This is a genomic window from Stenotrophomonas genospecies 3 (genome assembly GCF_054473855.1).
In genome coordinates, this window is record NZ_JBTMUR010000004.1 from 171,484 (window position 1) to 186,381 (window position 14,898).

General features: G+C 69.7%; 12 protein-coding genes. 4 read left to right on the forward strand and 8 right to left on the reverse strand.

The window, feature by feature from the left end:
• The first annotated feature begins 20 nt into the window (after positions 1 to 20).
• Positions 21 to 407: a BlaI/MecI/CopY family transcriptional regulator gene (locus ACX9OT_RS07345; RefSeq protein ID WP_004133922.1), complete on the forward strand. Its 387-nt coding sequence runs from the start codon at positions 21 to 23 to the stop codon at positions 405 to 407.
• 3 nt (positions 408 to 410) lie between these two features.
• Positions 411 to 2,405, forward strand: a complete 1,995-nt coding sequence (locus tag ACX9OT_RS07350; protein WP_277778866.1) for a M56 family metallopeptidase — start codon at positions 411 to 413, stop codon at positions 2,403 to 2,405.
• A gap of 67 nt (positions 2,406 to 2,472) precedes the next feature.
• Here the strand turns inward: ACX9OT_RS07350 and ACX9OT_RS07355 are convergent, their stop codons facing one another.
• The 3 genes from ACX9OT_RS07355 to ACX9OT_RS07365 form a co-directional block, all read right to left on the reverse strand.
• Complete coding sequence (locus ACX9OT_RS07355) at positions 2,473 to 2,787, reverse strand: I78 family peptidase inhibitor (RefSeq protein WP_049461562.1); 315 nt, start codon at positions 2,785 to 2,787, stop codon at positions 2,473 to 2,475.
• 66 nt (positions 2,788 to 2,853) lie between these two features.
• Entirely contained in the window at positions 2,854 to 3,939 is a 1,086-nt protein-coding gene (locus ACX9OT_RS07360) for a ribonuclease H-like domain-containing protein (RefSeq protein ID WP_430543209.1), read from the reverse strand.
• Entirely contained in the window at positions 3,876 to 6,365 is a 2,490-nt protein-coding gene (locus ACX9OT_RS07365) for a DEAD/DEAH box helicase (protein WP_277778864.1), read from the reverse strand. Before ACX9OT_RS07365 ends, ACX9OT_RS07360 begins: the two co-directional genes overlap by 64 nt.
• Before the next feature lie 212 nt (positions 6,366 to 6,577).
• Here ACX9OT_RS07365 and ACX9OT_RS07370 point away from each other — a divergent pair, with 212 nt between their 5' ends.
• Positions 6,578 to 7,096 carry a hypothetical protein gene (locus ACX9OT_RS07370; protein WP_277778863.1) on the forward strand — a complete coding sequence of 173 codons (519 nt, stop codon included), beginning with the start codon at positions 6,578 to 6,580 and terminating at the stop codon, positions 7,094 to 7,096.
• Positions 7,097 to 7,135: 39 nt separating this feature from the next.
• Positions 7,136 to 7,810, forward strand: coding sequence for a hypothetical protein (locus ACX9OT_RS07375; RefSeq protein ID WP_277778862.1), 675 nt, complete (start codon positions 7,136 to 7,138; stop codon positions 7,808 to 7,810).
• A gap of 99 nt (positions 7,811 to 7,909) precedes the next feature.
• Here the strand turns inward: ACX9OT_RS07375 and ACX9OT_RS07380 are convergent, their stop codons facing one another.
• From ACX9OT_RS07380 to ACX9OT_RS07400, 5 genes are read right to left on the reverse strand one after another with little or no spacing between them, the layout of a single operon-like run.
• Positions 7,910 to 9,718: a hypothetical protein gene (locus ACX9OT_RS07380; protein ID WP_277778861.1), complete on the reverse strand. Its 1,809-nt coding sequence runs from the start codon at positions 9,716 to 9,718 to the stop codon at positions 7,910 to 7,912.
• Complete coding sequence (locus ACX9OT_RS07385; RefSeq protein WP_459001573.1) at positions 9,715 to 11,889, reverse strand: hypothetical protein; 2,175 nt, start codon at positions 11,887 to 11,889, stop codon at positions 9,715 to 9,717. Before ACX9OT_RS07385 ends, ACX9OT_RS07380 begins: the two co-directional genes overlap by 4 nt.
• Complete coding sequence (locus ACX9OT_RS07390; RefSeq protein ID WP_277778859.1) at positions 11,886 to 13,007, reverse strand: BatA domain-containing protein; 1,122 nt, start codon at positions 13,005 to 13,007, stop codon at positions 11,886 to 11,888. Before ACX9OT_RS07390 ends, ACX9OT_RS07385 begins: the two co-directional genes overlap by 4 nt.
• Positions 13,004 to 13,900, reverse strand: a complete 897-nt coding sequence (locus ACX9OT_RS07395) for a DUF58 domain-containing protein (RefSeq protein ID WP_277778858.1) — start codon at positions 13,898 to 13,900, stop codon at positions 13,004 to 13,006. Before ACX9OT_RS07395 ends, ACX9OT_RS07390 begins: the two co-directional genes overlap by 4 nt.
• Before the next feature lie 7 nt (positions 13,901 to 13,907).
• Entirely contained in the window at positions 13,908 to 14,891 is a 984-nt protein-coding gene (locus ACX9OT_RS07400) for an AAA family ATPase (protein ID WP_049461571.1), read from the reverse strand.
• Between the last annotated feature and the right edge of the window lie 7 nt (positions 14,892 to 14,898).

Below are 14,898 nucleotides of genomic sequence, written 5' to 3' on the forward strand. Positions count from 1 at the left end.
GTAGTCAAGGGAGTGGTGTCATGCGTGGCAAGACGATCGGGGACCAGGAGCTGGCCCTGCTGCAGTACATCGATGAACATGCGCCGGCCAGCGTCGGTGAGGTCGCCAGTGGCTACGGCGAGGCCCGTGGCCTGGCCCGGTCCACCGTGCTGACGATGATGGAGCGGCTGCGGGCGAAGGGGTATCTTCGTCGCCAGCAGCAGGACGGCGTCTACCGCTACCAGGCCACGCGTGGCCCGGAAAGCGTGCTGCAGGGTGCAGTGGCCCAGTTCGTCGACAACACCCTGCAGGGCTCGGTGTCGCCGTTCGTGGCCTACCTGTCGCAGCGCCAGCAGGTCAGCGACAACGAGCTGGCCGAGCTGGAAGCGCTGGTCGCCGAACTCCAATCGCGCCGCCACGAGGGCTGAGCCATGGACACCACGATGCTGATCCCGTTGTTGGAACGGCTGGGCTGGACCAGCCTGCAGACCGTGCTGCTGGTGGCCCTGGTGTACGGCGTGTGCCGCGCGCTGCCGTCGCTGTCGGCGGCCACCCGCTGCCGCCTGTGGTGGCTGGTGTCGCTGCAGGCCGTGCTCGGCCTGTTCTGGAGCCAGCCGCTGCAGCTGGCCTGGTTGCCCGCACCGCAGGCGGTGGCGATGACCGCCACCGACGTTGCCGCAGATCTGGTCTACCCGCTGGCACCGGAAGCCTCGGCACAGCTGCTGGCGGCGATGCCGGTGCCTGCAGCGGACGTGCCGGCAGTTGCGTGGTGGGCCGTTGCACTGGCTGCGCTGTGGGCATCCGGTGTGCTGCTGATGGCCCTGCGCACCTTTGGTGAATGGCGCCGCTGCCGCGCGCTGCTGGCCGCCGCCTATCCCTGCGAGGACGAAGCGCTGGTGCAGGCCCTGCAACTGGCCTCCGATGCGCACGGCGTGCGTCCTGCGCCGCGGTTGTGGATGAGCACGCAGGTGGACGCACCGCAGCTGGTCGGGCCGTTCCGCCCGGTGCTGCTGCTGCCGGCCGGCGACAACGCCCTGCAGGGTGATGCGCTGGACCTGGCACTGACGCATGAACTGCAACACCTGCAGCGGCGTGACCTGCAGTGGGGCCTGCTGCCCGCACTGGCCCAGCACCTGTTCTTCTTCCACCCGCTGCTGCGCCTGTCGGTGCGCGAATACGCACAGGCCCGCGAAGAAGCGGTGGATGCGGCCGTGGTTGGCCAGCATGGCGCGAGCCGTCAGGCCTATGGCCGTCTGCTGTTGCAGCTGGGCGTGGCACCGCAGCCACACCTGGGCGTGGCCAGCGCCGCGCCGAACACCACCAGCCTCAAGCGTCGCCTGCTCTCGCTGCAGCCGCGCCGGGCCTGCCCGCGCATTCTGGCGATGGCACTGACCGCCGTCGTGGTGCTGGTGGGCGTGGCACCGATGCGGCTGGTCGCTGCGCCAGTGCCACCGGCACCGCCCGCGCCGCCGGCCGCACCGAAGGCCGTGGTGCCGCCGCCGCCGAAGGCTCCGAACACGCCGCCCGCAGCGCCTTCGGCCGCGCGCATTCCGGCCGTGCCGGTGGCGCCCGCGCCGCCTGCCGAGCCGGCCGATGTCGAGGCGCTGTCAGGCCCGGACGATGCCGATGTGGCGGTCGACGTGGATGTCGATGTGGATACCGACATGCACAGTGAGCATTCGACTTCCCACACCACCTCCATCACCACCTATGGGCGCCTGGATCTCGGCAAGTCGCCGTTGCAGGCCTATGTGCTGGTCGATGGTGATTCGACCTTCGCCAATGGCGGCATCGACGATGTAACGGTGGCCCGCAGGCAGCTCGGCAAGGGGCCGGCGCTGTGGTTCCGCCAGGGCGACAAGCGCTATGTGGTGCGCGACCCGATGCTGATCCAGACCCTGCAGCGCGCCTACAGCGGCGCCGCAGACCTCGGTCGCCAGCAGAGCGAACTGGGCCGCCAGCAGAGTGCGCTGGGTCGCGAGCAGGGCGAACTCGGCAGGCAGATGGGTGAGATGGGCCGCCTGCAGGGCGAGGAGTCACGCCGCCTTGCGCTGGCCGCCGCTGAGGTAGCGCGCAGCGCGATGGCCGCCCACGACATCAACCGTGAGGCCGCGGCAGAAGCAGCGAAGGCGGCGCGTGGTGCGACCAGCGATATGGCCGTTGCACGTGAGGCTGCACGCGAGGCCGCCGCTGAGGCACGTCGTGCAATGCAGGAAGCCCGCAGCGAGGCCGCGCAATCCGGCCGCACCCGTGACATGCAGCGCCTGGCCAGCCAGCAGTCTGAACTGGCCAGCCGACAGGCGGCACTGGGCAGCCAACAGGCCGCGTTGGGCGAGCGTCAGGCACGCGTGCATGCGCAGGCATCGCAGCAGGCACAGCAGGTGATCGCGCGCGCACTGGCCAGCGGCAAGGCCGAGCGCCTCTGAGCGGTAGTGCCGGCCGCTGGCCGGCAATGTGGGGTGCCGGCCAGCGGCCGGCACTACCCTGAGGCGATCAACCGCAGCTGGCGCGCTCGATGCGGTTCTGCGCATCCACCTGCACGGTCACGCGGTCCTGGCGGAAGTCCATGGTCACCGCCATGCCGGGTTTGACTACCCGTGCACCGCGCGCGCCGCTGTCAGCCACCAGTTTCTTGATCGTGGCTTCGTCGGCGGTCTTGCCGGTGAAGGCCTCCAGCGCCTCCGGCCTGCATTCGTGCGCAGCATCGGCCACGGGTGCCGGCGCGGGATCGTGGGTGGTGCTGCTGCCGGCGTGACTGCAGGCGGCCAAGGGCAGGATGGCGAGCAGGACCAGAGGGTTGAGGCGCATCGTCGGGCTCCAGGCGTGGATGGTGGCGGCAGTGTCACCGCTGCCACCGTCAGGCTGCGTCAACGCCTACTGCCCGACCAGCGCGAGGGTTTCGCGCTCACGTTGTTCTTCCCGTACCAGCCGCTGCAGCAGCAGGGCCAGGGTCACCACGTCCTGGTGGTTGTGGTCGGCCACCCGGCGCAGGTTCACCGCGTCGCCGCCGCGCAGGAAGCGCAGCCATGCGCCCGGCGCTTCAGAACCGGGCAGGTCGTCCTCGCGCACCACGCGCAGCAGCTGGCGTTCGATGGTGGACAGCTTGCAGTTCTCCCACGTGCCGCGATAGCGGCGGCGGGTGGGATAGAGCAGGTCGACGTGATCCAACGCGCTGATCGGGCAGCGCTGGCGGGCCAGCCGGTAGCGCGCCTTCAGCAGCGGCGCATCGTAGCTGCGGCCGTTGTAGCTGCAGAACACGGTGGACGGCTGCAGCCAGCGGGCGAAGGTGGCCAGCATCGCGTCCTCGGCGGCCATCGTCGCCATCAGCAGCTGGCGGATGCGCAGGCCTTCGCCGCGTTGCGGGCACACATGCCAGTCGGCGGCCCCGATCATGAAGGCGCGGGTGCCGGTGCCGCCGGCCAGGCCGGTGGTTTCGGTATCGAAGAACAGCAGGTCGAGCGGGGATACGTGTTCGCCTTCGCGGCGGGCGAAATCCAGCGACAGCGGCTGCGACGGAATCGGCTGTGGCTGCAGCGACTCGATCAGGAACAGGCCCGGTGCGATTTCCTCGCCGGGCAGCTGGCGATCCTGCGCGCTGGCGCGTGCCGGCGCGGCTCCACCCCGCGAACGCAGGCCGAGCAGGCGATGCAGGCTGCCCACTTCCGGCCGACGCAGCGGTGCGGGTGCCGGTGTGGAGGCCGCTGCACCGGTCGGCTTGTGGCGGATTTCCTGTTCGACCCAGGCGAACACCGAACGCTCGGCCGGTGGTTGCCGCGCATCGTTGGCGGCCACCGGTGCCGCAGGTGCCGCGGGCGGCGGCTCGGGCGCAGCCGGCGTGACTGCCTTCGGGTCACCGGCCTGCTTCCGCAGCAGGCGCAGCTTGTCCAGGCTCAGGCTCACGGTGCCAGCAGCTCCATCGGATCGCGCGTGGTCACCACCACGTCGGGCACGTGCCGGCAGGCCTCGGCATCGAACAGGTCCAGCACGCGCAGCGCCAGCGCACGCGGCGAAGTTTCATCCTCTTCCTGCGCGGCCAGTACCGGGCCCACGCAGGCCGGGCAGCCGGCCTTGCAGTCGCAGCGCTGCACCAGTTCGCGCGCGCGCTGCACCAGCTCGGCCTGGCGCTGCCACAGCGGCTCGCTGAGGCCGACGCCGCCGGGGAAGTTGTCGTACAGGTAGACGGTGGGCACGAACTCCTGCAGCAGCTCGACGACGCCGGGATCACCTTCGCTGCCACGCAGCTGGCCACGGCCGCTCTGGTCGGCGATCGCGAACCAGGCACCATCGCCGTTGCCCACGGACTTCTGCAGGTCACGCGCATCGGCCATCACCGCCACGGTGGCGACGATGTGCAGCGCATACGCCGCGCCGAGGAAACCATCGAGCGCATCCTGCTTGCTGGCGAACGCGCGCAGCAACAGCGCCTGCGGCAGCTGCCACCACACCGCGGTGGTATGCAGTTCCTGGTCGGGCAGGTTCACCGGGCCGTAGCCGATGTTCTCGTGGGTGTAGTAGCGGATCTTCTTGTAGCCGGCCACGCGGCGCACCACGTGCACCTCGCCATGGTGCGAATCGCCACGGCCGGCCACGCCGCCGTCGAAGCGGTCCAGCACCTTGAGCTTGGTGAAGTCGATGCTGTCGGTGTAGTAATCCACATGCGTGCGGGTGACGTAGGCCTTGCGGCCTTCCCAGTCCAGCGTCTCTACCTGGTAGGGCGTGGACTGCACCATGTGGATGGCACCTTCATACAGGGTGAGTGCGGCAGCGGAATAGTCGACCTCGGCGATGATCTGCTGGCGGCCATCGCTGCGATCGACCACCACGAAGTTGCCATCGGCCACCGCACGCAGGCTCACTGCGTTGGCCGGGTAACTGTCGGCGATCCATTCCCAGCGCTCGCCTTCGCGGTGGATCACTTCTGTCTCTGCCAGCGCTTCCAGGAACACTTCCGGGTCGATCGGGCCGAAGCCATCGCCAACCCGGAACGGCAGCTCGAACGCCGCGCAGCGGATGTGGTCGAACAGGATCAGCGGCTGGTCCGGCGCGATGCGCGCGTGCTCGGGCGAGGCCTCGGCGAAGAAGTCCGGATGCCGCACCACGTACTGGTCCAGCGGCTGCGAACTAGCCACCATCACCCCAAGCGCCGGCTGCTGACGGCGGCCGGCACGGCCGAAGCGCTGCCAGGTGGCGGCCACGCTGCCGGGGTAGCCATTGAGGATGACCACGTCCAGGCTGCCGATATCCACGCCCAGCTCCAGCGCCGAGGTGCTGACGATGCCGTCGATGTTGCCGGCGCGCATCGCACGCTCGGTCTCGCGGCGTTCGGTGGGCAGGTAGCCACCGCGGTAGGCGCGGATGCGTGGCGGCTTGCGCGGGTCGTGGTCGAAGATGTCCTTCAGGTACTTGGTCAGCACCTCGACCATCAAGCGGGTCTGCGCGAACACCAGGGTCTTCAGCCCGGACTTGATCGCAATGCGTGCGATGCGGTTGCTCTGCGAGCGTGCCGAGGCGCGCAGGCCCAGGTCCGGATTGATCACCGGCGGGTTCCACAGCAGCACCTGCTTGGGCCCGCTGGGCGCGCCGGATTCGGTGATGGCGGTGACCGGTGCCTCGATCAACGCCTCGGCATGTGCCTGCGGATTGCCGATGGTGGCCGAGCACAGGATGAACTGCGGTTGCACGCCGTAGAACGCGCAGATGCGCTTGAGCCGGCGCAGTACGTTGGTGACGTGGCTGCCGAACACGCCGCGGTAGGTGTGTACCTCGTCGATGACGATGTAACGCAGGTTCTCGAAGAACTGCGCCCACTTGGTGTGATGCGGCAGGATCGCCTGGTGCAGCATGTCCGGGTTGGACACCACGATGTCGCCGTGCAGGCGGATGGCCTGGCGCGCATCGCCCGGGGTGTCGCCATCGAAGGTGAAGGCCTTCACCCCGAGGTCGCCGGCGCGGTTGAGTTCCAGCAGCTCGGCCACCTGGTCCTGGGCCAGTGCCTTGGTCGGGAACAGGTACAGCGCCTTGGCCTTGTCCTGCATCGCCGCGCTGACCACCGGCAGGGTGTAGCACAGCGACTTGCCGCTGGCGGTGGGGGTGACGATGGCCACGTGCTCGCCGCGCTGGCTCGCCTCCCAGGCCTCGGCCTGGTGGCTGTAGAGCTGTTCGATGCCACGCGCCTTCAGGGCGGCAGCCAGGGCCGGCGGAACCGAATCGGGAATGGGCGCATAGCGGCCTTCGCGGCCGGGAATGGCAAAGCTGCCGGTGATGCGGTCCTGGTAGCGGCGCTGCAGGCGCGCGCTGAGCAGTGCGCCGTCGCGGGCGGGCAGGCCATCGCGGGTGGCGAGCTTCTGCTCGGCATCGGCGGTGCGCTTGGCGAGTTCGTAAGCCATGGAAAGTGGAGCCGGGACGGATTGCGAGGGGTCACATGGCACCACACTCACGTCTCAGGATGTGAGACACCGCACACCAAGGGCATGAACCGTTCAGTGCTCGCGTCCCGTGGCGTCGCCGCATCTCCCCTGGCTGAACAGCTGCCAGTGCAGCAACGAAATCTGAAGCCGGCATCCGTATCCTTGGGTGCTGGACGCAACCAACAGGGTGGATGGCTGTGGCACGACGTGGAACGCAGGGAGCCGTCCTGGCCAGCATGCTGCTGGCCGGTATCGCGCAGGCGCAGCAGGCCACGCCGGTAGCGGTGCCCGACCCAGCGCCCGAACCTCCTGCAGATGCGCCGGCGGCAACCACCGCGCCGATCTCCACCACCCTGCCGCAGGACAACGTCACCACCCTTGGCGAAGTGCGTGCGCTCAAGCCCGAAGACGAGCCGCTGGATCTGTACCGTTTCAAGAACCCGGTGAAGTTCGGCGACAACCGCTTCAGTCGCGACTGGAGCGAACCGCCGTCGCCGGAGCAGGTCAGCATGGGCGGTGGCTACATCATGATGGGCGTGGTCAAGGGTGTGATGGCGGCGGCCAAGGGGATCAACAAACTCACCGGCGGACCGGCGCAGATCCAGGCCGCCGTGGCGCGGCCACCGCCGGAGCTCAGTGCCGAACAGCAGCAGCGTGCGCTGCGGTTCTCCCGGGAGCAGGATGCCGGCGATGCACCGCCGGTGAAGTAGGCCGGTATATCCTGCCGGCTCCCCACCGCTAGTGCTGCCATGTTCCTGCGTTCGATCTGCCTGCTGGCCGCATTGCTGCCGGCGTCCGCCTTCGCCGATGGCATCGCCGATGATGGCGCCTGCCGCAATGGCGCGTTTCCCTCTGAACAGAGCCGGTTCGCTCTGGCGCGGGTGGTCGATGCGCCCCGTCTGTACCTGCTTGGCGACATGGACGGCTGCCCGGCGAAGGGCGAACCGGCCTGCCGACAGCGCAGCTATGTGGTCAATGGCGATACCGTGGTGACCGGGCGTGATCTTGGCCGCTACCGCTGCGCGTTCTTCCCGAACAAGGTGGGTGGCAGTGCTGGTTGGGTGGACCGCAGCAAGCTGCAGGCATTGCCGGTGGTCGTGCCGTCGCTGCAGGATTGGGCGGGCCACTGGAAGGACGGCGACAACGGCCTGCGCATCACCGTGCAGGGCGGGCAGCTGCATGTGGAGGGTGACGCCTACTGGCCCTCCGCCAACCCCACGCCGGAGCAGCGTCCCTACGGGCCGAACATGGGCCAGGTGGAAGCGCGCGCGGCGCCGCGTGGTGCCGATGTCGAGTTTGTAGAGGACACCTGCAAGGTGCGCGTGCATTCGCTGGGGGAGGTGCTGATCGTGGCCGACAACAGCGAATGCGGTGGCATGAACGTGCGCTTCAACGGCGTGTACCGGCGCGCCGGCACGCGTTGACCCCGCGGAAAGGCGCCAACCAAGGTTGGCATCTACCAGGGCAACCGGCCAGTAGATCCACGCCATGCGTGGATGCTGTCCGCGATCCAATCGATGGGCTCAGCGTCGCCGTTCCAGCCACCACAGCAGCGATGCGCACAACACGAACGCCAGCCACCACGGCCAGCGTGGGCCTGCCACGGGTTGCATCACTGACGCGTCTGCCGGCGTGCTGGCAGCCAATGCACGCGTGGTCGCATCGATCATCGCCTGCCGATGCAGCGTCGGTGCATCCTTCGGATCGAACACATAGCGCCAGACAACGCTGCCGCCATGCTGCAGGCGCTGCCAGCCTGCCTCACGGGCCCACCAGCCGACGCAGCGCAGCGCCGACGTCGCGCCATCGACGATCAGGGGTACATCGTCGCCACGCTTGTTGAAGACCTGCAGCGGCGCCTGCACACCGCACAGCGCCTGCCGTTCGCCTGCCCAGCTGATCGGTTGCGGTGACCACAGCGCATCAGCGCTGCCCTGTGCGCGTGCCAGCGTGGCCACCACGCCGCTCCACAGTTCGCCGTGGCGGTCGTCGCGCCCGGCCAGTACCCAGCGCCAGCTGTCGGTCAGCGGCAGCAGGCCGATGCGGCCCTTGCCGGCAGCGCGCCAGCCACCGACAGCCTTGCCCGTGCCATCCTGCAGCAGGGCGGTGCTGCCCGGTGCCTGCAGCGCGAGTGCTTCCAGCACAGGCAGGGGAGCATTGTGCGAGCTGCGGTCAGCCTCTTCGCCGTAGCCGGTCGGCAGCGTACCCGCGGCGAGCGGGCCACGCCGTGCGGCGAGGACCGCGCTGTCGCCGTCGCCGGGAAGTTCGAGGGCGTGGCTGCTGCCATCGCCTTGCACCGGCAGGCCCAGATCGCGGAGGCGCTGGCGCGCGCTGGCCGAAGGTGCGCCCGCACCGCGTACCAGCACGCCCAGTCCCTCGCGCAACGCCTGCCGCACGGCAGCCAGCTGGCCGGCACTCAATGCGGCCAGGCTGCGCTCGTCCAGCAACAGCAGATCGCTGCGCGCGAGTGACGCCGCATCCAGCGCGACCGCGCCATCTCCCACGCTGACACCCGCCCCGGTATCGGCCTGCACCTGCACGCGGATGCCGGCATCGGCCACCCAACGCCGCAGATACTTCAGCTCTGGACCCGGCGCGCTGGCGCGCACCAGCAGGCGCAGCGGTGCGGCCGGCAGGGTCTGCTGCGGCACCGGTACGCTGTCCACCACATGGCCGTCGGCGTCAAGCAGGCGCAGCTGGAACACGCTGCGGCCTTCGGCGCGGGCGATGCCGCTGAGCTTCACGCGCCCGTCCTCGGCAACGTCCGTGCGATCAACCACGCTGTCGGCGGGGTCGAGCAGCTCTGCTTTCGCCTTGGCCGCGCCACGCGCCTGTGCCTGTACGTCGAAACGAGCACCGGGAGCGACATCGGCCGGTGGTTGCAGTGCGATCCAGCCGCGCGGCTCCGGTGCGGCCTGCCAACGTACATCCGGCGGCAACACCGTGTCGCGATCACGTGCGGCGAGGCCCGCACCGACCAGTGTCAGTGTGGACGCCGGATGCTGGCGCAGCGCGGTGGCCAGGTCGGGAACGCGCTGTGCGCCGGGAATATCGGCAGCTTCGGGCAAAAGCAACAGCGGGCCTTCGCTGGCCGGGAGCGCGCCGGCCTTGCCGGCATCGGTTCCGAGCACGACCAGCCCGCCTGCGGGTTGCTGGCGGGTGGGCGGTACCAGGCAGAAATACAGCAGCGCGGCGACGATGATCTGCAGTGCGATCACGATCCACCGGCGGCCAGGGTGCGCGGTGTTTCCACGCAGCTGGCGCACGCTGGCGATGACCACGATCAGGGCGAGTGCCAGCGCAATCCACAGGTTCACAGCGGAGGCGTTCATGGCTGCGCCTCCAGCGCGTCGAGGTAGCGCTGGCCCATCGCATCGGCGGCACTGCGCCGCATCGCCTGCGGCAGCGGACGCTGCAGCGCCCGCCACAACTGTGCACGCAGGCGCTGGCGACAGTCTTGGCAACCGGGCTCGATGCGCAGCTGCTCGATGGCCGCAGCCAGATCGAGTGCATCGGGCAGGTAGGCCGCGTTGCGCTGCTGCCAGGTCGCGAGCGCATCCAGATCCGGCGCGCCGGTGTCGTCGCCGAGACGCTGCCAGGCTTCGACGATGGCCGGATCGGGCGGGGTGCGGGCGGCCAGCGGCAGTTCACGACTGGCCAGCCCGGCACGGTCACCGCCGAGGCGGCGGCCTTCATCGATCGGTGGCAGCTCCGGTCCGACACGTGCCAGATAGATGCGTTCGGCCTGCTGCACCCGCTTGATGAAGCCCAATGCCTTGTAGGCGAAGGGCAATGCCTGCTCCGGACGGCCCTGGCGCAGCTCGCCCTCGGCCGACCACATCTGGTCCAGCGCGGCCTTCAACGTGGCGCGGGTCTGCGGATCGAGCAGGGTGGCCGCCTCGGCGTGGTCATGGGTGTGTCCGTATTCCGAGAGCACGTCGGTGGCGCTGCCGAACACCGGTGGCGTATCGGCATTGGACGCCTTGCCGCCGTGATCGTGGCCATGCTCATCGTGCGCTCCGGCCTCGGCGCCATGGTCGTGATCGTGATCGTCGTCGTGATCGTGGTCGTCTGCGGCGGGCGTATCGCTGGTGGGCAGGTCGCTGGTCGGCGGTGGCTTCGGCGCACCTTCGCTTTCCTCACCCAGGAACTGGCCGTAGCGCAGGCGCAGGATGCGCTGGTCGACACCGATCGCATCGCTGCGCTTCACGAAATCCTCGGCGGCCAGGCTGCGTCGTTGCCGGATCAGCGCTTCGGCATCGATGATGATCTGCCGCTGGCTGCGGAAGTAGGCCGGCAGGGTCTTCTTGATGCGGCCCTCGAGCTCTGCACCGAGCGCGACTTCGGCGCTGGGCAGGCGCAGGATCACGCTGCTGCTGCGCCCGGTCTGCGGCGTGGGCGCATGATTGTCGCGCACCTCCAGCTGGGCGATGACATCGTTGCCCGGTTGTGCGCCCAGCGCAGCCAGATCAAGGGTGTGGGCGAAACGCCGCGCGGTGGCTTCGCCGCTGCCGGCAAGCGTGACGCTGCGCTTCACGAAGGTGATGTTCTCACCGCTGCCCTGGGTGGTGGTGATCGACAGCGTTGCCTGCGCCGCGACACCGTAATCGTCGCTGGCCTCGAAGCGCAGCGCCCATTGCCGTTGCCCGGGCGTGCCCAGCACCAGGCTGGCGGCCGGCTCCAGCACGCGCACGCTGGGCGCGCGGTCGGCCACAACATCCAGCCGGTACAGGCGGGTTTCGGCCAGCGCCGGTTCGCTCACCACGCGGTACAGCACCGGCGTGCGCGCCACATCCTGTGCCTGCCACTGCCCATCGCGCTCGCTCAGCGGCAGCCGTCGACCATCGTGGAACTGCAGCCATGCCTTGGCCGGTGCGTGGTCGAAGCGCAACGACCACGACAGCTGGCTGTCGGCGGCGACCTTGGCATCCAGTGCGTTCTGGGTGAGCGTGGACTGGCCGGTATAAGCCGGTGCGTCGATGCGCAGGCGACTGGACTGCAGTTGCAGCGGGCCTGCGGACGCCGTGCTGCCGGTCGTGGCGGAATGAACGGCTGCCGGGTCTGGGTTCGAACGCAGCCAGCCGAACGCGAGCAGGGCAACGGCCAAGCCACCGATCCAGCACAGCATCACCGCCAGGTGCGGCCAACGCGGACGCAGCTCCGGCATCGCGCGTTCAAGCGTGGCCAGTACATGCACACGCTGGCGCTGCTGCAGCGGATTGAGCGTGGTGGCGTCGGCGAACAGCAGATCGGCGCTGTCTTCGCTCGTACCGCTGCCATCGAGTTGGCGCTGCAGCCACTGGCGGTCCAGCTGGCGGGCACGTGCAGTGGCGAAGGCCGCGCAGGCGAGCAGGCTGACCGTGGCGACCACGCAGGCGATATCGAAACCGGACAGCCGCAGTGCGAGCGCCGTCGCAGCCAGCGCCCACGGCAGGCCCAGCAGCAGGGTGATGGCGGCGCGGCGACGACGCGCACGTTGCCAGGCATGCTGCAGCGTCTTCATGCGATCGCCCTGCGCCGCGCGCTGCTGGCCATCCAGCGTTCCAGTGCGAACAGCAGCACGATTGCCAGCAGAAGCCACGCCGTGGGCTCACGCACCGGCGACGCTGCGGCGGGCAGTGCAATCTGGCGCGGCGCCTGGTCCTGTGCATCGCCCACGCGTGGCGACGGCGGCGGCTGCAGGGCCAGCAGCAGGGAACGCGGCAGCTGTGGATCACGCAGCGCGGTGTTGCTGGCGGCATCCCAATCACCCGGTAGTGACAGCAGGCGGCCAAGGCCGACACGTTGCTGCCACAACAGCGGCACGCCTTCGGCGCTGCGCAGCAGGACCTGGGCTTCCGTGGCGGGCTTGGCGGCGATCAGCACACTGCCGCCGTCGCGCAGCCAGGCCTGCCAGTTCGCCGGCAGTGCGTCGTTGCGGCTCCATACGCCGATCTCGCCGCGTTCGGGCAGGGCATCCGCCACCAGAGGAGCGAGCGGCGCCTGCACGCCCCACGCGCGCTGCAGTGCATTCAACCAGTGCTGGGCAGCGGCCGAAGCATCGCTGTGCACGCGCAGTCGCGGCGACGTTGCGGCACGCGGTTGCGCAGTGACCGGCATCGGCTGCGTGTGCCATTGCACCTCACGCGACAGCTGCAGGCGGGCGCCATCCAGGCCGGGCAGGGGATCGGGAACGTGCACGGTCAATGCGGTGCCAACGGGCAGCTGCGCGTCCAGTTCGCGCAGCAGGCTGGGCAGGGATGCGCTGGTTGCAGGTGGCGCCTGATCAATGGCCGGGAAGCCGGGCGCCAGCCAGTGCCAGTTGCGATCCGCAGAGGTACCGCGCAGTGCAGCGGCATCCAGCCCCGGGGCCACCACCGTCCATGCACTGGGGGCCGGCACGGGGCCGGTCAACGCAGGCCGTGCCAGCAACAAGGCCTGCGCGGCCAGCAACAGCAGGCGCACCAGCAGCAACGGCCAGTCATCGAAGCGGATGCGCTGGCGCGGACGGATCTGTGCACGCAGCCAGCGCAGCGCGGCGAAATCCAGCGGCGTATACGGATGGCGCCGGGCGAGGTGGATCAACAACGGCAACAGCCCTGCGGCGAGCGCGGCCAGGCCCAACGGGAACAGCAGGATCATGCACCGCCCCCACGCCCGAACAGCGCCTGCAGTGGTTGATCCAGCGGCTGGTCGAGCCAGCCGGTGGCACTGGCGATGCCACTGGCCTGCAGGCGCGACTGCAGCGCACTGCGTGCGTCGGCGAAGCGCTGCAGGTAGTCGGCGCGGATCGCCGCACCATCGCCCAGCAGTTCCTCGCCGGTTTCCGGATCGCGGAAGCGGTGGCCGGCATCGAACGGGAAGTCGCGTTCGTCGGCAGTCAGGATCTGCAGCAGGGCCACTTCGCGGCGCGCGCTGGCCAGTTGTTCCAGCAGCGCGATGCAGGCTTCGTCGAAGCCGTCGCCAACTGCCAGCAGCAGGTCACCCGGACGCACGCGCTCCCACAGCGGGCGCAGGCGATCGGCCGCAGGCCAGCCACCGCGCGCCTGCAGCGCATGAAGTTGCAGATGCACGCGGTCACGCTGGCGTGCGCCGTTCGCTGCGGGCACCAGTTGCAGTCCATCGCCGTTGATCGCCAGCAGGCCGAAACGGTCGCCCTGCTGCAGGGCCAGTTCGACCAGGCAGGCGGCAACGCCGCGCATGTGGTCCAAGCGCGTGCGTTCCGGCGCCGCGCGGTCGGCCTGACCGGCCGAAGCGGTGGCATCGAGCAGCAGCCAGACCGTGATCGGGCTTTCGCGTTCGGATTCGCGCACGAAGAAGCGGTCCGAGCGTGCATACAGCTTCCAGTCGATCTGGCGCAGCTCGTCGCCCGGTTCGTAGGCCCGGTACTGGGCGAATTCGAGGCCCGCACCGCGGCTGCGGCTGGCGTGCTGGCCGATGCCGCTTGCGCCGCTCGCCAGGCGCGGCCGCAACCGCAGCAGGCGCAGGCGCGCACGCAGTTCCGGTGGCAACGTCAGCGGGGCATCTGCGTTCACGCGTGGCTCAACCCGGGAACGGCACGGCCTGCAGCAGGGCGGCGACCACGTCGTCGGCACGCTTCTGCTCGGCCTCGGCGGCGAACGACAGCAGCAGGCGATGGCGCATCACCGGTGCGGCCAGTGCCTGCACATCCTCGCGGGTGGCGGCGAAGCGGCCCTGCAGCAGTGCGCGTGCCTTCGCCGCCAGCACCAGCGACTGCCCGGCGCGCGGGCCCGCACCCCACTTCACCCACTGGTTGATCGCCGCGGGTGCGCCTTCGCCTGGGCGGCTGGCGCGCACCAGGCGGGTGATCCAGGCCAGCACATCAGGGCTGACATGCACCTGGCGTACTGCGGCCTGCAGCGCGATCACCGCTTCGGCATCCATCACCTTCGGCACAGCGTCGGTGGCACCGCCGGTGGTCTGTTCCAGGATCTGCCGTTCCTCGTCTTCGCTGGGGTAATCCACCAGCACGTGCAGCAGGAAGCGGTCCAGCTGTGCTTCCGGCAGCGGGTAGGTACCGGCCTGCTCGATCGGGTTCTGCGTCGCCAGCACGAAGAACGGTGCGGGCAATGCGTAGGTGGTGCCGGCGTAGCTGACCGTGCGCTCCTGCATCGCTTCCAGCAGTGCGGCCTGGGTCTTGGGCGGGGTGCGGTTGAGTTCGTCTGCGAGCAGCAGGTGGGTGAAGATCGGGCCCTGCTGGAAGCGGAAGTGGCGATGGCCGGTGCCGTGGTCTTCCTCCAGCAGCTCGGTGCCGAGGATGTCGCTTGGCATCAGGTCGGGGGTGAACTGCACGCGCCGGAACTGCAGCTCCAGCGCCTGCCCGAGCGAGCGCACCAGCAGGGTCTTGCCCAGCCCCGGGGCGCCTTCCAGCAGGCAGTGGCCGCCGGCCAGCAGGCCGATCAGCAGCTGTTCGACCACGGTGTTCTGGCCAACCACCGCGCGTGCGAGCGCAGCGCGCAGATCGTGCAGGCGCGGCAGCAGGGAGTCGAGGTCAGCGGTGGTCATGGGCGTG